Source organism: Vreelandella sedimenti (genome assembly GCF_013416325.1).
In the GTDB taxonomy this organism is placed as follows: Bacteria; Pseudomonadota; Gammaproteobacteria; order Pseudomonadales; family Halomonadaceae; genus Vreelandella; species Vreelandella sedimenti.
This window is the reverse complement of record NZ_JACCGK010000016.1, coordinates 1-19156: the sequence shown is the minus strand read 5'-3', so window position 1 is coordinate 19156 and position 19156 is coordinate 1. Positions and strand designations below refer to the sequence as shown.

Below are 19156 nucleotides of genomic sequence, written 5' to 3'. Positions count from 1 at the left end.
ACAGACTAGGAAACTCACATGCGTTGGATCAAAGGGCTGATTTTAGCCGCTATTTTGCTGATAGTAGTGCTGGTAGGCATTCTGTTTGCCGTTAATAATCAGCAAACCATTGCCTTAAACCTTATCTGGCTGGAGCTGCCAGCGGTATCACTCTCGGTTTGGCTACTCGCGACCCTGGTGTTTGGCGTCATACTCGGCATGCTCGCCATGCTAGGTGTCTACGTGCGGTTAAAAGCCACCCTGGCCCGCAGCCAGCGCCAGAATAAGCAGCAGCGTAAAGAGCTCGATAGCCTACGCACTCAGGAGTTTAAGGAACTGGCATAAATGCTGGATGTCGCGCTGCTAAGCGTACTGTTGGTCGCCATTGCCATTGGTTACGGGTTAGGTTATCGCCAAGCCTTACGCCGCCGACATCGCACACATCCGCCTGCGGCCTCGTCTCAAGGCCTCTCCCGGGACTACTTCGTCGGGCTGAATTACCTGCTTAATGAGCAGCCCGACGAAGCGATCAATACTTTTATCAACGTGCTAGCGGTCAACAGTGACACGGTTCACACCCATATCGCCCTCGGCAAGCTGTTTCGCGCCCGCGGCGAGGCCGACAAAGCCGTTAGTATTCACCAAAACCTATTGGCTCGCCCCGCCCTTTCGCAGCACACCAACGAACAGATCCAGCTGGAACTTGCTCGGGATTTTATGGCGCTTGGTGTTCATGACCGCGCCCAGCGGCTACTCAATACCCTGCTGGAGCATAGCGGTGATGATGATCACCGCTATGCTGCCAAACAGCTGCTCGTCGACTTATTAGAGCGTGAAAAAGCGTGGCAGCAAGCCCTTGACGTTATTCAGCCGCTGCTTAAACAGTATCCTAAGATGCGCCGCCCTGCGGCGCACTGGCTATGCGAGCTGGCACTGGAAGAAATTAGTGAAGCCAGTCGACCTCTGGCGAAAAAGCATCTCAAAAAAGCCCTGCAGCTGGATGAGAAATGCGTTCGCGCCACCCTGATGCTGGCCGAATTAGAGGTGGACAACGGGCACTATGCCCGCGCTATTGAGCGATTAGACAACATCCCCGGCCAGGAGATAGCGCATATCCCCACCATGCTACCTGCCCTTAAGCACGCCTATATGCGCAATAATGATGACACCGGTTACGAGGCGCACCTCTATCGCCTACTTGAGCAAGCGCCTTATACCAGTACCATTATTGCCCTAGGTCAGCTCGTCCATCATCGTGACGGCGTCGACAAAGCGATTGAGTTGATTGGTGAGCGATTGCGTGCAATACCAAGCTTGGGCGGGCTGGATTATTTGATCGACCTGTATATCGAAAGCCAGCGGCTTAGCGGAAAACCCTCCCCCGATACGCGCCTGCTGCTGCTAAAACATCATACCGAGGCGCTGCTGCTTAACCGAACGCGCCATCGCTGCCAGCGCTGCGGCTTTGCCAGCGACGCGTTACAGTGGCAATGCCCCAGTTGTCGCTTCTGGGGCACGATTAAGCCGATCATTGGCGTGGAGGGCGAATAGTGCTCACAAAGCTAAGGTATGCAGAAATATTTAGTGCCCCTCTAGCTCCACCTCAATCGCCTCAAGCGCTACCATGGGGTCGTCAGCCTGAGTAACGGGGCGACCAATGACCAGGTGGCTGCTTCCCGCTGCCATAGCCTCATTGGGGCCCATCGTCCGCTGTTGGTCATTAGCGACTGCAAAACTTGGCCTAATACCAGGGGTCACTTTCAAGAACGACTCACCGCATAGCGTTTTGATCCGCGCAGACTCCTGGGCCGAGCAGACCACCCCTTGCAAACCACTCTGCTTGGCCAGGAGCGCTAAGTGCTCCACGTGTTCTGCCAGTGGCGTTTTGATCCCCAGCTCTGCCAAATCATCGGTCTGCATACTGGTCAATACGGTAACGGCGATTAGATGGGTCGTTAAGGCGTTCTGATCCAGGCGTTGCATGGCTGTCTCCATCATCCGACGCCCGCCGCTGGCATGAACGTTGACCATCCACACGCCCTGCTCAGCCGCCGCCTGCACAGCGCTGGCAACGGTATTGGGAATATCGTGGAATTTAAGATCCAGAAACACCTCAAATCCGCGCCCATGCAGCGCCTCAAGCACTGCCGGGCCGCTACGGGTGAACAGTTCTTTACCTACTTTCACACGGCATCGGGTGGGATCCAACTGATCAGCCATGCACAGCGCGGCGTCTAGCGACGGGTAATCAAGGGCAATAATAATCGGGGAATCGGTGGCCACAACGTTACTCCAAGTACGTTTTTGACCATTATATCAGCCTCTCCCTACTCCTCGCGCCCTCATCGTGTAAGCCATTTGCCATACATTCATAGCTAAAATCTTACAACTGCTGTCATATATCGCTGACATAATCCCGCTTTAAATAAAGCTAAGTTAACAAGTGCAGCGCCGTTTATCTTGCCCACCGATAACGCGGGCACAGGTAGAAACCTCTACACGACGTCGCATGTGTAAACACAGAAAACCAACGCTATTAAAAGGATCATGCATATGAAAATGACACTTAAAGGAATGTTGGCCGCGCTACTGTTCAGCATTAGCTTAGGGCTTTCCAGTGGCGTGCTGGCACAAGAGGTAGCCCCAATTAACGTCAATACTGCCGACGCTGAACTGATGGCCGAACTACCAGGGATCGGCCCCAGCCGAGCCGACGCGATCATTGAAGAGCGCGAAATCAACGGCGCCTTTGAAAGCGCTGCAGACCTTGAGCGCGTCAGCGGCATTGGGCCTGCCACCGTTGACCGCATGCGCGATCAAGTGACATTTGATTAGCCTCATTGGAGAACATGTCGCTCGTTACCCCCACAGTGCCCGGTGTGTATAAGCACCGAGCACTGTGAATAGCGCACGTTAAATCATCCACATATCCATAAATTTGTGTACTGGCATCGCTTCAAGCGTCGTTTGATGGCTGCACAGCTCGGCAATTTTTTGGCAACGACTTGTCGGAAAGCGAGTTGCCAGACTGCGCTCAAACTTTTCAACCAACAGCGGCATCCCCTCTTCCCGACGACGTCGATGGCCTACCGGGTACTCCACTACGATTTTATCAGTCGCACTCCCATCACTGAAAAACACCTGCACCGCATTGGCGATAGAGCGCTTCTCAGGGTCATGGTAATCCGCCGAATACTCGGCGTTTTCTTCTACCACCATTTTGTTACGCAGCTCATCTATTAGCGGATGAGCTGCATGAAAGCTGTCTTCATAGTGCTCGGCGGTAAGCGCACCAAAGATAAGCGGCACCGCTGTCATGTATTGCAGGCAGTGGTCGCGATCGGCCGGATTGGCGAGTGCGCCGGTTTTGGAAATAATCCGAATAGCCGAATCGTGGGTGGTGAGCACGATTTTATCGATATCGGCCAAGCGGTCTTTCACCTGCGGATGGAGCGTCACGGCGGCTTCACAGGCGGTTTGAGCGTGAAACTCAGCGGGGAAGGAGATCTTAAACAGAATGTTCTCCATCACGTAGCTGCCAAACTCCCGCTGAAAGCGTAGGCGGCGGTCAGCTTCCGGCTTGAGGCTCAAATCTTTGTTGGCATGACTGAACAGCACATCATAGAAGCCCCATTGGGGCGCCGAGAGCGCGCTGGGAATACCCATTTCACCGCGCAGGGCGATATCCGCTAAGCGCACGCCTCGTGAGGTGGCGTCCCCTGCGGCCCAGCTTTTACGTGAACCTGCGTTGGGCGCATGACGATAGGTGCGCAGGCTCTGACCATCCACCCAGGCGTGTGAAAGCGCCGAGAGCAACTGTTCACGATTGGCGCCCAACAGCTTGGCGGTCACCGCCGTAGAGGCGACTTTAACCAGCACCACGTGATCGAGGCCAACGCGATTGAAGCTATTCTCCAGCGCCAGCACGCCCTGAATCTCATGGGCCATGATCATGGCGTTGAGCACATCGCGCATCGAAAGCGAAGCGTCGCCTTGTGCAACCCGCTGCTGTGAAAGGTGGTCAGTAACGGCGAGTATTGCGCCAAGATTATCGGAGGGATGACCCCACTCGGCGGCAAGCCAGGTGTCGTTATAATCCAACCAGCGGATGGTACAGCCTATATCCCACGCCGCCTTAACCGGGTCAAGGCGAAGCGAGGTGCCCGGTACCCGCGATCCAAACGGTACTACCGTGCCCTCCACTATCGGGCCTAAGTGCTTTGTGCACTCTGGAAAGCGCAGCGCCAACAGCCCGCAGCCAAGCGTATCCATTAAGCAGTAGCGGGCGGTTTCCAATGCCTCATCGGACACCACCTGATAATTGAGTACGTAGTCGGCAATAGCCTGAAGCTCGGGATCGTAATCGGGCCGCTCATTGGCTTCGGATGTGGCAGACATGGCTCTATCTCCTACTGTTGAATCATCTACTACTCAGTATGGCTCAAGGAACGCACCCTAAAAGCTGTCCTCAGGAATTCTCACCATGCCTTCCATTAATACCCGGGCACTACGGCTCATCACCGCCTGCTCGATATGCCACCGTCCTTCGACTAAGCTTGCTTCAGCGCCAACCCGCAAGCTGCCGGAAGGATGGCCAAAGGTGACTTCGTTTCGCTTACCGCCACCCGCCGCTAGATTTACCAAGGTGCCTTCAATAGCCGCCGCCGCAGCAATGGCAACGGCGGCGGTGCCCATCATGGCGTGATGCAGCTTGCCCATGGAGAGCGCTCGCACCAGCAGGTCGATATCCGCCGCCAGTACGTTTTTACCGCTCGATGATACGTAACCCGCCGGCGGCGCTACGAAAGCTACTTTGGGCGTATGCTGTCGGTTGCCAGCTTCCTTCACATCACTGATTAGCCCCATGCGCACAGCACCATGGGCACGAATGGTTTCAAACATCTCAAGCGCCCGACTGTCACCATTGATGGCATCCTGCAGCTCGGCGCCGGTATAGCCAATGTCGGCGGCGTTAATAAACACGGTGGGAATACCGGCATTAATCAGGGTCGCCTTCAATATCCCCACGCCTGGAACGTCCAACTGGTCAATCAAGTTACCGGTGGGAAAAATGTCCCCCTCGCCATCGGCCGGATCCATAAAGGCCACTGGAATCTCGGCGGCGGGAAAGGTCACGCCATCCAGCTCAAAATCGCCAGTCTCCTGAACTTCGCCATTGACGATAGGCACCCGTGACACGATGGTTTTCTGGATATTCACCTGCCAAATGCGTACCTCGGCCACCCCGTTTTCAGGAATACGTGCAGGGTCAACCAGACCATTGCTAATCGCAAAGGGGCCGACCGCCGCGGAGAGGTTGCCGCAATTACCGCTCCAATCCACATAGGGCTTGTCGATGGAGACCTGACCGAACAGGTAATCCACATCGTGTTCTGCCGATTCACTTTCAGACAGAATCACCGTCTTGCTGGTACTTGAAGTGGCGCCCCCCATACCATCAATCTGCTTTTCGTAGGGGTCGGGGCTGCCGATGACGCGCAGTAGTAACTGATCCCGCGCTACGCCCGGTTGCTGGGCTGCTTCGGGTAGATCGTTGAGCTTAAAAAATACGCCCTTACTGGTGCCGCCGCGCATATAGGTGGCCGGGATCTTTATTTGCGGCACATGTTTGTTTTGAACTGACTCGCTCATTATTACCACTCCTAAAAATAACCCGGTGCTCTAAGCTTTGTCCGAAAAGCTAAAGACACCGGGTTCTCTTGGTCAGATACGGTTTAAGCTGCCGACGATTCGAGGAAATCCTGGGCGAAGCGCTGCAGTACGCCTCCAGCGGTGTAAATTGACACCTCCTCGGCGGTATCCAAACGGCACTTCATCGCGACGCGCTCGCTGTCTCCACTTTGGCGATGGATTACCAGCGTGAGCATTGCCCCTGGCGAAACGGCGCCTTCGACATCGAAGGTTTCAGTGCCATCAAGACCGAGTGTCATGCGCGTAGTGCCCGGCTCAAACTCCAGCGGCATCACCCCCATCCCGATCAGGTTAGTGCGGTGAATACGCTCAAAGCCTTCTGCGGCGATTGCCTCCACCCCCGCCAGCGCCACGCCTTTGGCCGCCCAGTCCCGTGAGGAGCCCTGGCCATAATCCGCCCCGGCAATAATGATCAGCGGCTGCTTACGGGCCATGTAGGTTTCAATCGCTTCCCACATGCGGGTGACTTGGCCTTCGGGCTCTACCCGCGCTAGCGACCCCTGCTTTACCTTGCCGCCAGCACCGCGCACCATCTCGTTAAACAGCTTGGGGTTGGCGAAGGTCGCTCTCTGAGCGGTGAGGTGGTCACCACGGTGAGTGGCGTAGGAGTTGAAGTCCTCCTCCGGCAGGCCCATTTTGGCCAAATACTCCCCTGCCGCGCTGTTCAACTGAATCGCGTTGGAGGGCGAGAGGTGATCGGTGGTGATATTGTCCGGCAGTATCGCCAGCGGCCGCATGCCTTTCAGAGTACGCACTTTAGCCATATTGCCCTCCCAGTAGGGTGGGCGACGAATATAGGTGCTCTGGGGTCGCCAGTCATATAGCGGGCTGACCTGGGCGCGGGCACTCTTGTCCAGATCGAACATTGGAATATAGGTCTGGCGGAACTGCTCCGGCTTCACCGATGATTTAACAATCGCATCGATCTCTTCATCCGCGGGCCAGATATCTTTCAAAGTGACGGGGTTCCCCGCCCGATCCACACCTAATGCGTCTTTCTCGATATCAAAGCGAATCGTACCCGCAATGGCATAGGCGACCACCAGGGGCGGTGACGCCAAAAACGCCTGTTGAGCATGGGGGTGGATACGGCCATCGAAGTTACGGTTGCCGGAAAGCACGGCGGTCGCATAGAGATCACGCTCGATAATCTCCTGCTGGATTTTTGGATCCAGCGCCCCGGACATACCGTTACAGGTGGTGCAGGCGTAGGCCACCACTCCGAAGCCGAGGTTTTCCAGCTCGCTCATCAACCCAGCTTCTTCCAGGTACATCTTGACGGTTTTCGAGCCCGGCGCCAGCGACGACTTCACCCATGGCTTGCGCAGCAAACCCAGCCGGTTGGCGTTACGGGCGATGAGCCCGGCAGCAACCATATTGCGTGGGTTAGAGGTATTGGTGCAGCTGGTAATGGCAGCGATGATCACCGCGCCATCGGGCATTTTGCCCGCTCTCTCTTCCGCCTGAGCCGCCTCAAGCCCAACAGCAATACCACGCTGGGCAAGCTCTGAAGTAGGCAAATGGGCATGGGGATTGGAGGGCCCCGCCAGGGTGCGGGTTACCGACGAGAGGTTAAAGGTCAATACCCGCTCATACTTAACCTCGGTCAAGCTATCCGCCCAAAGGCCGGTGTGCTTGGCGTAGGTTTCGACCAGCGCCACCTGCTCATCTTCCCGGCCGGTAATTTTCAGGTAATCGATAGTCTGACCATCAATGTAGAACATCGCCGCGGTCGCGCCGTATTCGGGGGTCATATTGGAGATAGTGGCGCGATCACCTACCGTCAGCGCGTCGGCGCCTTCGCCGTAAAACTCCAGGTAAGCGCCCACTACCCGCTCTTTACGCAGAAACTCGGTAATCGCCAGCACCATATCGGTGCCAGTAATTCCTGGCTGCAGCTTGCCGGTCAGCTCCACGCCGACGATATCCGGCAGGCGCATCATGGAGGCACGGCCTAGCATGACGCTTTCGGCCTCCAGGCCACCCACACCTACGGAGATAACACCCAGGGCATCGACCATGGGCGTATGGCTATCGGTACCCACACAGGTATCCGGATAGGCAATGCCATCGCGGTTCTGCACCACCGGTGACATCTTTTCCAGATTGATCTGGTGCATAATGCCGTTGCCGGGGGGAATTACATCGACGTTCTCAAAGGCCGTTTTGGTCCAGTTGATAAAGTGGAAGCGGTCATCGTTACGGCGATCTTCAATGGCGCGGTTTTTCTCGAAGGCGCCCTCTTCCGACCCTGCGTGCTCCACCGCCAGTGAGTGATCGACAATCAGTTGGGTGGGCACCACGGGGTTGACCTTAGCGGGGTCGCCGCCCTTCTCGGCGATGGCGTCACGCAGCCCGGCCAAATCGACCAGCGCAGTCTGGCCTAGGATATCGTGGCAGACGACACGCGCGGGGTACCAGGGAAAATCCAGGTCACTCTTGCGCTCAATCAGCTGTTTAAGCGCATCGGTGAGCAATTCAGGATCGCAGCGGCGCACCAACTGCTCGGCCAGCACACGAGAGGTATAGGGCAGCTGTGCATAGGCACCGGGCTGGATATCTTCCACCGCCTCGCGAGCATCAAAAAACTCAAGCTCTGTGCCAGGCAGGGGTTTACGGTATTGGGTATTCATAGCAGACAGACTCACAAGAAGGGGGCTGAAAAAAGCCCGGTGTCCAAGTCACCGGGCAGCAAGCGGTTCAGTCTCGCGCTTCTATCGGCACCCATTCGCTCTTCTCAGGGCCAGTGTAATCGGCGCTAGGGCGAATAATGCGGTTATTGGCGCGCTGCTCAAATACATGCGCCGCCCAGCCGGTCAGCCGCGAGCAGACAAAAATCGGCGTAAACAGCTTGGTGGGTATATCCATAAAGTGATAAGCGCTGGCGTGGAAGAAGTCTGCGTTACAGAATAGTTTCTTCTCACGCCACATGACCTCTTCGACCCGTTCAGAAACCGGGTAAAGCACCTTATCGCCCACATCGTCAGAGAGCTTCTTGGACCAGTGCTTGATAATCGCGTTGCGCGGGTCGGACTCACGATAAATCGCATGCCCAAAACCCATAATCTTATCCTTACGCTCCAGCATGCCCATGATCTTGCTTTCTGCTTCTTCCGGCGACTGCCAATCCTCGATCATCGCCATGGCCGCTTCGTTGGCGCCACCATGCAGTGGGCCGCGCAGCGACCCAATCGCACCAGTCACGCAGGAGTGCATATCGGAAAGCGTCGAGGCGCATACCCTTGCAGTAAAGGTAGAGGCATTGAATTCATGCTCGGCGTAAAGAATCAGCGATACGTTCATGACCCGCGCATGCAGTTCAGAAGCGGGCTCGCCGCGCAACATATTCAAAAAGTGACCGCCTACCGAGTCATCATCCGTTTCGGTATCGATGCGCACGCCATCGTGGGAGAAGCGGTACCAGTAGCAAATAATCGAGGGCAGCACAGCCAGCAGCCGATCCGCAACATCTTGTTGCTGATCAAAATTTTCCTCGGTTTCCAGATTGCCCAGCATTGAGGTGCCGGTGCGCATTACGTCCATCGGGTGGGCGTCTTTGGGAATCTGCTCAAGCACCGTTTTCAGCGCATCGGGCAAGCCGCGCAGGCTTTTGAGCTTGCTGATGTAGTGATCTAATTCGCCCTGGTTGGGCAGCTTGCCTTTTAACAGCAGGTAAGCGACCTCTTCAAATTTGGCTTTTTCAGCGAGCTCTTTGATATCGAATCCACGGTAGGTCAGGCCTGAACCTGTTTTACCTACCGTACACAGCGCGGTGGAACCAGCGCTCTGGCCACGCAGTCCTGCTCCTGTTGCGGGTTTATCAGCCATGGTGTGTCTCCTATTACTGCTTTTATTTTTACTATCGATTTATGAATAAGGTCGTTCATTAAACTTTCGGCAAAGCTATCTTGGTGAGAGGGCAGGTTGAAGCGAGGGTCTTTTGTCATGGATAACAAAAGTAGCGCCCAGGGAGGGGGCACAGCGCCCTCGCGGAAACCTGCCCTCTCACCAGTTTGCAGAAGAAATCATTTCCAACTGCGTTTCATCTTAACTGGCGGTTTATTGGTCATCGCCTTTCTCGGCAAACAGCGCGTCCAGCTTCTGCTCAAAGTCGTGGTAATTGAGAAAATCGTAGAGTTCGTCGCGGGTTTGCATCAGCGGCACCACGTCTTTTTGGTGGCCGTTGTCGAGGATGCTTTGATAGACCTGCAGTGCCGCGGCGTTCATGGCGCGGAAGGCCGAGAGCGGGTAAAGCACCATGCGACAGCCAACCTCGCCCAACTCGGATTGGGTAAACAGCGGGGTAGCGCCAAACTCGGTGATGTTAGCCAAAATGGGCGCGTTGACCCGTTCACAGAAGGCTTTGTAATCATCCAGGGTATGAACCGCTTCAGCGAAGATGGCATCTGCACCAGCTTCAACGCAGGCGTTGGCACGCTCAATGGCCGCATCAAGCCCCTCTTTTTGAAACGCATCGGTGCGGGCAATCAAATAGAAGTCGGGATCGATCTTGGCATCCGCTGCCGCTTTAATGCGGTCGACCATCTCCTGCTGGGAGACAATCGCCTTATTGGGGCGGTGTCCACAGCGCTTTTGCGCGACCTGATCTTCCATATGTACCGCGGCCACGCCAGCGCGCTGCATCTCTTTCATGGTGCGGGCGATATTGAAGGCACCGCCCCAGCCGGTATCGATATCCACCAACAGCGGCAGCTCGGTAGCGCCGCAGATACGGCGGGCATCTTCCACCACATCATTCATGGTCGTCATGCCCAGATCCGGCAAGCCGAACGAGGCGTTAGCTACGCCGCCACCAGAGAGGTAAATGGCTTGATGGCCTACTTTGTCGGCCATCAACGCTGTATAAGCATTAATGGTGCCTAAGATCGGCAGCGGACGGTTAGCCTCAAGCGCGGCTCGAAACCGGGCGCCGGGAGTCATCTGGGACATGGGGCGTTTCTCCTATTGCTAATTTCTAGTTATGTTTTAGCTGCGTGATTAAGAGCTTTGCGATTTAGATGCTGACTCTTCTAGGGTCGCTGCATAGCGATCCGCCACATTGGCGCGGGAGGCGCTGACATGGCGGCGCATGAGCAGCTCGGCCAGCTCCGCATCGCCAGCTTCAATGGCATCAACAATGCGATGGTGCTCGACAAAGGCGCGCTGCGGTCGCGTGCCGCTGGCACTGAACTGAGTGCGATAAAGGCGCACAAGGTAGTAAAGGTCATCACAGAGCAGGTTCATTAGCATTTTGTTGTGGCTGCCCTGAACGATGCAGTAGTGAAAATCGAGATCGCCTTCGCGCTGGTAGTAAGCTTCGCCACGCTTTAGATCGGCTTGGCTTTCGTGCAGCGCCAGCACATCACGCAAGCCTTGCACCTCTGCCGGCGACATATGCTCCGCCGCCAAGCGCGCCGCCATACTTTCCAGGGCTTCACGCAGGTCAAACAGCTCTAAAAGCTCCTTCATCGAGAGCTTAACCACCCGGGCACCCACATGGGGAACGCGCTCGATGAGGCGGTGTGCTTCCAGGCGGCGCATCGCCTCGCGCAGCGGCCCACGTGAAATACCGTAGGTTTTAGACAACCCCGGCTCGGTGATCTTACTGCCGGGAGCAAGCTCGCCGCGTACGATGGCATCCTGCAACTGATGAAATACCCGCTCGGCGAGCGTGCGTACTTCAGGGGTTGGCATTTCATGCGGCGAGGTATCGGAATAAGAAGAAGAAACGGGTAAGCTCATGGCAAATTGTCGACAATTAGAAACATAGCGAAACTTTAGCCCCGCGAACCACCGCCGTCAACCTGCTTATAAAGCGACTTTATACATCTTTCGTAGTAGGCAAAAAGTCTATCTGCGAAATCAGTGTCAACAATCCTCTTCCGAGCGTGAGAAATGCGTCAATCGTGCGACTGGTGCCGATCTTCAACGACCTCTAACATATGCAGCCCTTTTACCGGCCAGGCGTTTGCTTAATGAACCAGGCGTTGACGATAACTGCCCTGCCCTATTCACCCGACCCATTGGGAATATTCGCCGGCCTACGTGCCAGGCCCGGCGCGGTGCTGCTCGATAGTGGCCGCCCTATCGCCACCGGTCGCTTTGATATTATCAGCAGCGACCCGCTTGCTACGCTGGAAGTTGCCCACCATGGCGTAGCGAGTATTGCGTCAGATCAGCTTAACCCCCCGGCGCACTTGGCTAACGATGCGTTTGCCCTTCAGCAGTGGCTACTGGATCAACTGAATATCCCTAATAAAACCAGTGAACTCCCTTTTTTAGGCGGGCTAATAGGTTACTGGGGCTACGATTTAGGGCGAACCTTATCGATTCAGAGCTCCCAGGCATGCCCAGTAACGTTACCGCAATCCCGCCTGGGGCTTTACGACTGGTGTATCACCCTGGATCACATGGCCCAGCAGGCGTGGTTAATCGCTACCCCGCAGCGTCGTGAACAGGTGAAAAGCTGGCTTACCAAGACCCCAGAGCCAACGAGCGCGTTTACATTAACGAATACCTTTAAAGCAGAACTTAGCCACACCCAATACGTCGCACGCTTTAACGCCGTGCAGCGCTATATTCGAGCAGGTGACTGCTATCAGATCAACCTGGCTCAACGCTTTTATGCCGACTACCAAGGGGATGAGTGGCAGGCGTACCTGCAGTTACGTAAAGCGACCCCCACACCCTATTCAGGTTTTATGGCCTGGGGCGATAAGGCCGTACTGTCACTTTCACCCGAGCGGTTTATTCAGTGCAGCAACGGCGAGGTCGAAACACGGCCGATTAAAGGTACGCGCCCGCGAGGGGCCACGCTTGAAGAGGATCAGGCGCTGGCGGCACAGCTATTGAGCAGCACTAAAGATCGCGCTGAAAATGTGATGATCGTTGACCTGCTGCGCAATGACCTGGGTCGTGTCTGCCAGCCAGGCTCCATTCGCGTTCCGCAGCTATGTCGCTTAGAGAGCTACCCTAATGTGCACCACCTAGTTAGCGTGGTGCAGGGAACGCTGGCCGGCAACTACACCCCGCTGGCACTGCTTAAGGCAGCCTTTCCTGGCGGCTCCATTACCGGCGCACCTAAAATTCGCGCGATGCAGATCATCGATGAACTAGAACCCTGCCAACGCAGTGTTTATTGCGGCAGCCTTGGCTATGTCGATGTACGTGGCAGCATGGATACCTCCATCGCTATCCGCACTATGGTTGCCGAGGCGGGAAGACTGCATGTATGGGGCGGCGGGGGCTTAGTAGCAGACTCTCAAGCGGACGAAGAGTACACCGAGACACTGGATAAAATTCGTCACCTTATTGGCGCTTTGGAATAAGCAGCGCGAGCTCTATATCAAAAAGGAATATAAAAGCCAAACTAAACGGTATTGGGGTTCGCTGCCTCCTGTTTGGTAGCCTAGGCAGTATTATTTAATTTCCGATTAGGAGGCAGTATGTCCTCAGAGCTTGAAGCGATTAACAGAGATTTCGCAAATAATCCTCAAGGGTTAGTTGAGTGGGCGCTGGCCCAGGGTGCACGACCTATTTGCACCACCAACTTTCGCCCTTTTGAGGCGGTGATTCTTCATATGGTGACCCAGGTGCGCCCGGATATTCCCATTGTGTGGATGGACAGCGGCTACAACACCGAAGCGACCTATCAATTCGCTGAAGAAGTGATTCAACAACTCAACCTGAACATCGTGAGCTTTGTACCCCGGCGCACTCGCGCCCACCGCGAGGCGCTGGAAGGCCCCATGCCGGGTATCGATGACCCGCGCCACGCAGCCTTTACTCAGGAAGTTAAAATCGAGCCCTTCGAGCGTGCGCTGCGTGAAATGCAGCCCGACGTATGGTTCACCGCACTGCGCGCTGAGGACACCCCCGAGCGCGCAAAAATGCAGCCGGTTAGCCGCAACAGCGATGGCCTATTGAAAGTTGCCCCGTTGCTGCAGTGGAGCGCCAAAGATATGTACCAGTATCTACAGGCACATAATCTGCCCAATAACTTCGATTACTTCGACCCTACCAAGGTGGAAGAGAAGCGCGAATGCGGGCTGCATTTGCAGCACTAATGCTCACTGGCGCTTAGGCTTTGTTTAAAAGAGCCTAATACTCCGGCAGGTCCAGGTCGTCAAATAACAACTGATCATGGCGCGGGCCTGCCGTTAATGCTTCATCAACCCGGTCGCGGGTTAAATGAGGCGCAAAGCGCTCCAAAAAATCATACATGTACCCGCGCATAAAGGTGCCACGACGGATACCAATTTTTGTCGTGGAGCTGGCAAACAGGTGGCTTGCATCCAGTGCCACCAAGTCATCATCAAGCGCCTCGTCCACGGCCATATGCGCCACAATGCCAACCCCCATGCCCAGCCGCACGTAGGTCTTGATCACGTCGGCATCGGCGGCGGTTAGCACCACATTGGGCGTTAACCCTTTCGCTTTGAAGGCATCATCTAACTGCGAGCGGCCGGTAAACCCAAACACGTAGGTAACCAATGGATGTTCACCGAGCGCCTCCAGGGTCAACGGGCCCTGATGAGTGGCTAGCGGGTGCCCTTTAGGCACCAGTACGCAGCGGTTCCAACGATAGCAGGGCAGTAGTACTAAATCGGTAAATAGCTCTAGCGACTCGGTCGCGATGGCGAAATCGGCCTGGCCTTCACTGACCATCTGTGCGATTTGCTTGGGCGTACCCTGCTGCATATGCAGCGCCACATCAGGGTATTTAAGGGTGAATTCGCTGATAATGGGCGGTAGTGCGTAACGGGCCTGGGTATGGGTCGTAGCAATGGCCAGGCTACCACGGCGCTCATCGCTATGCTCTTGAGCCACCTGCTTGATGTTTTCGGTGAGACGCAGTACCTGCCCGGCCAGGTCAATAATCGACTGCCCGGCAGGTGTCACACGTGTCAAATGCTTGCCACTGCGCGCAAAAATCTCGACGCCAAGCTCATCTTCTAACAAACGTATCTGTTTAGAGATCCCCGGCTGTGAGGTAAATAGACTTTGCGCCGTGGCCGAGACGTTCAGGTTATGTCGATTGACTTCCCAGATATAGCGGAGCTGTTGTAGCTTCATATCCTCACCTTATTTATTCTCTCTACAGATCTGCGTAGACCGTATCTTGATGTAGGCTGAATCTTTAAGCACACACAGGCGCTGGTGCCACATCACGTCTGACGGGTTGAGTCGTCACACTCGGCACTCTACAGCACCATATAGAATAAAAAACACCAAAATAATACTTTTATATTATAAAAAAAACGCCCTACCAGCACCCTTTAATTTCTGCTATTTAGTTAACTCACCGTGCAGGAAATTTGCCAGCAACCTTCGCGCCCGCTAACATCTGCCCACACTTATCGCGATAGACACGAGGCGCGCTGAAAGAGCACCAATGGATCGCATAATGACCGTTGCTCCATTTGAGGCAACGAAACAGTAAGAGCAACGCAAACGGGAGAAGCAAATGGCTAATAATGTTGATGTCACCAACGCCAATTTTGAGCAAGAAGTCCTCAACGCTGAACAGCCTGTGCTAATGAAGTTCTGGGCGCCCTGGTGTGGCCCATGCAAGGTCATGGCCCCGGTCGTTGATGAAGTGGCTGCAGAACGTCAGGAAAGCCTGAAAGTTGTTAGCGTCAATGTAGACGACGCACCAGAAATTGCTGCCGAGCAAGGTGTACGCGGTGTACCTACCGTCATGCTGTTTAAATCCGGCACCAAAGTCGCTTCACTGGTTGGCGCGCAATCTAAGTCACAACTGACGCAGTTCATCGAACAAAACGCCTGATGAATGTGTAGCACTTGTAATAGCCGCCGACTCTGTCGGCGGTAACACGCCTTCGCTAAATTTCCTTCCTAATTTTTGCGTTTCCACGGCGGTAGACTCGCATCGCTTACCCGAAGATCTTTTACACGGCGCTTTCCAGGCCCTAACAGCCTAGCGATCCAACGTGTTTGTGGGTGACTATCAAGTGCGATCTTCAACGTCATCGTTAGTACCACTGAAAGCAGCATCCCCGCCGCACCAAAGATCCACCCCCATACCACCAGCGATAAAAACGCCACAAATGTCGAAAGCCCCAACGCTTGCCCCATTACCCGCGGTTCAATCAGGTTGCCGAGCACAAAGTTGATGACCAAATAAGCAGAGGCTAGCAGCAACGCCTGAAAAGCGCCGCCGTCTTGGGCGACCAGCAGCAACAACACGGGGGGTATCGCCGCCAGCGCGGAGCCAATATTGGGAATAAAGTTGAGTGCAAAGGCCAACACGCCCCACAACAGAGGAAAATCCACGCCTACAATCATGCAAGAGAGCCATACCAGCGCCCCGGTGGCCAGGCTAATCATGGTTTTTACGGCTAGATAGCGCTTCAGCGTTAAGCTGAACTCACTAAAACGCTTCAAGCTAGGTGCCGGATTTTCCAGTGCGCGGGAAATTTTATCGCGCACGTTCAACGTCTCGAACAGCATGAAGATGACCAGCAGTCCAACAATGATGCCTTGCATGAAGAGATTGCCAAGCTGACTCAATAGCGCCGGCATCCAGGAGCCTTCATCTTCCCCCTCAAAGAGCGAGTTGATCTGGTCGGGATTAATCGCTAACCCCCGAGAGGAGAGTGCATTGAGCAAGTTCCAATACTGTTCATAAAGCCGCGACTCAATTTCCGGCAACGCCGTCACGAAGGTACTAAAGCTATTGACCACCAGCAGGCCAATCAGCGATATAAACGCCAACAATACCATCAATGTTAGAAATGCCGACATTCGCATGCTTAAACCACAGCGATGCAGCCACTGCACCGGTGAAGTACACACTACTGCGATAAATATCGCGAGCAGCAACGGCACTAACAAATCAGCACCTGCTTTCATTCCAGCGATGATCACTACCAACGCAGCGAGCGCCAAGGTGGCATTGAGTGGAATACTACGGTAATCCTCGTCCGACAATTTCGACATGTTCCATCCCTAGCTTGTTGTCCATATATAATGGCTGCATTCACCATATTGCACAAACCGTGCAAATAATAAGCAACTGTTTTGTGTCTACTCTTTCGTGCTGAACTTTCTTTTCTACTTCGCTTCAAAGCTGCGTCTACTTGAATGATTTATACCCGGTTTTAACTTGGCGGCGCCACTGCCCGCTCACTAAGGAAAACATTTATGCAAGTCATGCCAGCTAACCTTCACAAACCAGGCTCTAAACGTATACGCAATGGCCTATTAGGCGGCGCTCTATTGGCACTCCTTAGCGTTCCTTTTGCACACGCTGCACCGTCACAACCGCCCCAGCCAAGCCTGTATGTTCAAGCGCAGTCTTGGGTTGAGGTAGAACCCGACAAGGCCACCCTGAATGCACGGTTATGGGAAAACACGCCCGCCCTTTCCACCTTGGAAGAGAGCGATAGTAGCGCACTTAGCGATGCCCGCGAGCGATTAGAGGCCCGCGCCAGCGAATTAATCGAACAAATGGAAGCCACCGGCCTTGAACGCAATGCTATCAATGCAGGCTCGTTAAATGTTTATCCTGAGCATGTTCAAGGGCCACGCAATGAAGATGGCGAGCATGAGACCTTGCAGCGCACACGTCTTGAGCGCCCGATCACCGTCGAACTCACCGACCTTGATCAATTAAGCGAGGTGTTAGACGCGCTAATAGCCGCTGGTGTTAACTCATTGGATGGCGTGCAGTTTGATCTACAAGACCGCGACGCCGCCACTGACGAAGCGCTGGTTAAAGCGCTAGAAAAAGCGCAACACAAAGCAAACCTGATGGCCGACAGCTTAGATGCCGAGCTCGGCCATGTGCAGCGCATTGAAGAGACGCAATCGCCTATCTTCCAGCCGCGCATGATGGCAATGCGGGCAGAAAGCGATGCCGCTGGCGCCAGTCAATCCGGTGTCGCCAGTGATTACAGCCCCGGCACCATTCGTATTGATGCCGGGGTTAGTGTTGAGTGGGCGCTTAAAGGGCCAGATGCTCCACGCCGCCCAGATAGCGACGTAGCGGCTCAGGAATAGTTACCGAGCCATCCGCCTGCTGGTGGTTTTCAAGCACCGCCAGCAGGCAACGACCAACCGCCAGCCCTGAACCGTTCAGCGTATGTAGCAACTGTGGCTTTTTGGAATCCGGATGGCGATACCGCGCTTGCATACGCCGGGCCTGGAAATCCTCGCAGTTAGAGACTGACGAGATCTCTCGGTAAGTTTCCTGGCTGGGCAGCCACACTTCCAAGTCGTAGGTCTTCGTGGCCCCAAAGCCCATATCCCCGCTGCACAGCGTCACTACGCGATACGGCAACGCCAGTGCCTGCAGGATCGCCTCTGCATGACCACGCATCTCTTCCAGCGCTTCGTAGCTCTTCTCCGGTTCCACAATCTGCACCATTTCGACTTTATCGAACTGATGCTGGCGGATCATTCCGCGGGTATCGCGCCCGTGTGAGCCCGCCTCGGAGCGGAAACAGGGCGTATGAGCAGTAAGCTTCATCGGCAATGCCGCCTGCTCAACAATTTCATCGCGCACAAAGTTGGTCAGCGGTACTTCTGAAGTGGGAATCAGGTGGTACTCGCGCTCATCGTCCAACTTGAACAAATCTTCGCCAAACTTCGGCAGCTGGCCGGTGCCCATCAGCGAATCGCGGTTAACCATATACGGCACGTAGCACTCTTCGTAACCGTGCTGTTCGGTTTGGGTATCCAGCATAAACTGCGCCAACGCCCGGTGCAGGCGCGCTATCGGCCCGCGCATTACCGCAAAGCGAGCGCCAGTGATTTTAGCCGCCAGCTCAAAATCGAGATAACCCGACTGCTTACCTAGATCAACGTGATCGAGCACCTCGAAATCAAACTCCCGCGGTGTGCCCCAGCGGTACAGCTCGACATTCTCGTCTTCGCTTTTGCCTTCCGGCACGCTTTCATGGGGCAGATTGGGAATACCGCTAATGGCGTCATCCCACTCTTCCTGCACCTCAGCTAGCTCGCGCTTGGCTTTATCCAGGCGATCGCCTAAATCGCTGACTTCATCCAGCAGCGGCTGAATATCTTCACCATTGGCCTTGGCTTTACCAATCGCTTTGGAGCGCATATTGCGCTCATTTTGCAGCTGCTCGGTTTGCGTTTGCAGCTCGCGGCGACGCGACTCCAGCGCCTGCAGCCCCGCTTTATCAAGCACAAAGCCCCGGCGGGCCAGTTGTTGAGCAACCGTGTCAAGATCACCGCGCAGCAGTTTCGGATCGAGCATGAATCCTGTCCCTTGGCCTGAAAACAATAAAAGCAACGCGCCTGCGCGCGTGCATAAAGGGGCCTATTGTAGGCAAAAGCGCAGCGGGGAGCTATGGGCGGTATCGACAGACGCACGTTTAGCTACGCTAAAAGGCTCCAGCACCAGAGAAGTCAGCACTAGCACTGCTCTTTATAACGCCACACTCCAGTAGCGCGTATATGGACTCCTCCTCGCTTG

At 55.0% G+C, this 19156-nt stretch carries 17 protein-coding genes; 7 read left to right on the top strand and 10 right to left on the bottom strand.

Translation table 11 applies throughout. The features are described from left to right. Positions 1-18 precede the first annotated feature (18 nt). Together HZU72_RS17425 and lapB are read left to right on the top strand one after the other, a co-directional pair. Positions 19-324, top strand: a complete 306-nt coding sequence (locus tag HZU72_RS17425; protein ID WP_180094384.1) for a LapA family protein — start codon at positions 19-21, stop codon at positions 322-324. Further along, entirely contained in the window at positions 325-1530 is a 1206-nt protein-coding gene (gene lapB / locus HZU72_RS17420; RefSeq protein WP_180094382.1) for a lipopolysaccharide assembly protein LapB, read from the top strand. Between the two features lie 30 nt (positions 1531-1560). On the opposite strand, the gene pyrF is transcribed toward lapB, so the two are convergent. Next, entirely contained in the window at positions 1561-2262 is a 702-nt protein-coding gene (pyrF, locus tag HZU72_RS17415) for an orotidine-5'-phosphate decarboxylase (RefSeq protein ID WP_180094380.1), read from the bottom strand. Positions 2263-2532: 270 nt separating this feature from the next. On the opposite strand from pyrF, the gene HZU72_RS17410 reads away from it, so the two are divergent. Next, positions 2533-2814, top strand: coding sequence for a ComEA family DNA-binding protein (locus HZU72_RS17410; RefSeq protein WP_180094378.1), 282 nt, complete (start codon positions 2533-2535; stop codon positions 2812-2814). Positions 2815-2892: 78 nt separating this feature from the next. Here HZU72_RS17410 and prpD read toward each other — a convergent pair whose 3' ends face one another. The 6 genes from prpD to HZU72_RS17380 all read right to left on the bottom strand — a co-directional run bounded on the left by prpD (position 2893) and on the right by HZU72_RS17380 (position 11433). Then, a complete protein-coding gene (gene prpD / locus HZU72_RS17405) occupies positions 2893-4377 on the bottom strand; it encodes a 2-methylcitrate dehydratase (protein ID WP_180094376.1) in 1485 nt (494 codons plus the stop codon). 57 nt (positions 4378-4434) lie between these two features. Continuing rightward, positions 4435-5631: a 2-methylaconitate cis-trans isomerase PrpF gene (gene prpF / locus HZU72_RS17400; protein WP_180094374.1), complete on the bottom strand. Its 1197-nt coding sequence runs from the start codon at positions 5629-5631 to the stop codon at positions 4435-4437. Positions 5632-5714: 83 nt separating this feature from the next. Further along, the gene (gene acnD, locus HZU72_RS17395; protein ID WP_180094372.1) at positions 5715-8324 is read right to left on the bottom strand and encodes a Fe/S-dependent 2-methylisocitrate dehydratase AcnD; all 2610 of its coding nucleotides are present in this window, start codon (positions 8322-8324) and stop codon (positions 5715-5717) included. Between the two features lie 67 nt (positions 8325-8391). Continuing rightward, a complete protein-coding gene (gene prpC, locus HZU72_RS17390) occupies positions 8392-9519 on the bottom strand; it encodes a bifunctional 2-methylcitrate synthase/citrate synthase (protein ID WP_022522897.1) in 1128 nt (375 codons plus the stop codon). Positions 9520-9750: 231 nt separating this feature from the next. Next, entirely contained in the window at positions 9751-10641 is an 891-nt protein-coding gene (prpB, locus tag HZU72_RS17385; protein ID WP_180094370.1) for a methylisocitrate lyase, read from the bottom strand. A gap of 48 nt (positions 10642-10689) precedes the next feature. Beyond that, entirely contained in the window at positions 10690-11433 is a 744-nt protein-coding gene (locus HZU72_RS17380) for a GntR family transcriptional regulator (RefSeq protein WP_180094368.1), read from the bottom strand. A 233-nt stretch (positions 11434-11666) separates the two neighbouring features. On the opposite strand from HZU72_RS17380, the gene pabB reads away from it, so the two are divergent. Together pabB and HZU72_RS17370 are read left to right on the top strand one after the other, a co-directional pair. After that, positions 11667-13019 carry an aminodeoxychorismate synthase component I gene (gene pabB, locus HZU72_RS17375; RefSeq protein ID WP_180094366.1) on the top strand — a complete coding sequence of 451 codons (1353 nt, stop codon included), beginning with the start codon at positions 11667-11669 and terminating at the stop codon, positions 13017-13019. Between the two features lie 117 nt (positions 13020-13136). After that, complete coding sequence (locus tag HZU72_RS17370) at positions 13137-13757, top strand: phosphoadenosine phosphosulfate reductase domain-containing protein (protein ID WP_180094364.1); 621 nt, start codon at positions 13137-13139, stop codon at positions 13755-13757. A gap of 34 nt (positions 13758-13791) precedes the next feature. Here the strand turns inward: HZU72_RS17370 and cysB are convergent, their stop codons facing one another. Next, positions 13792-14766, bottom strand: coding sequence for an HTH-type transcriptional regulator CysB (gene cysB / locus HZU72_RS17365; RefSeq protein WP_180094362.1), 975 nt, complete (start codon positions 14764-14766; stop codon positions 13792-13794). 391 nt (positions 14767-15157) lie between these two features. Here cysB and trxA point away from each other — a divergent pair, with 391 nt between their 5' ends. After that, the gene (gene trxA / locus HZU72_RS17360; protein ID WP_007113240.1) at positions 15158-15481 is read left to right on the top strand and encodes a thioredoxin; all 324 of its coding nucleotides are present in this window, start codon (positions 15158-15160) and stop codon (positions 15479-15481) included. 68 nt (positions 15482-15549) lie between these two features. Here trxA and HZU72_RS17355 read toward each other — a convergent pair whose 3' ends face one another. Continuing rightward, positions 15550-16653, bottom strand: coding sequence for an AI-2E family transporter (locus HZU72_RS17355; RefSeq protein WP_180094353.1), 1104 nt, complete (start codon positions 16651-16653; stop codon positions 15550-15552). Positions 16654-16857: 204 nt separating this feature from the next. Between HZU72_RS17355 and HZU72_RS17350 the strand changes: the two genes are divergently transcribed. Further along, on the top strand, positions 16858-17715 hold the full coding sequence (locus tag HZU72_RS17350; protein WP_180094351.1) for an SIMPL domain-containing protein: 858 nt from the start codon (positions 16858-16860) through the stop codon (positions 17713-17715). Here HZU72_RS17350 and serS read toward each other — a convergent pair. Continuing rightward, a complete protein-coding gene (gene serS / locus HZU72_RS17345) occupies positions 17660-18937 on the bottom strand; it encodes a serine--tRNA ligase (RefSeq protein ID WP_180094348.1) in 1278 nt (425 codons plus the stop codon). The genes HZU72_RS17350 and serS overlap by 56 nt on opposite strands. Positions 18938-19156: the final 219 nt, after the last annotated feature.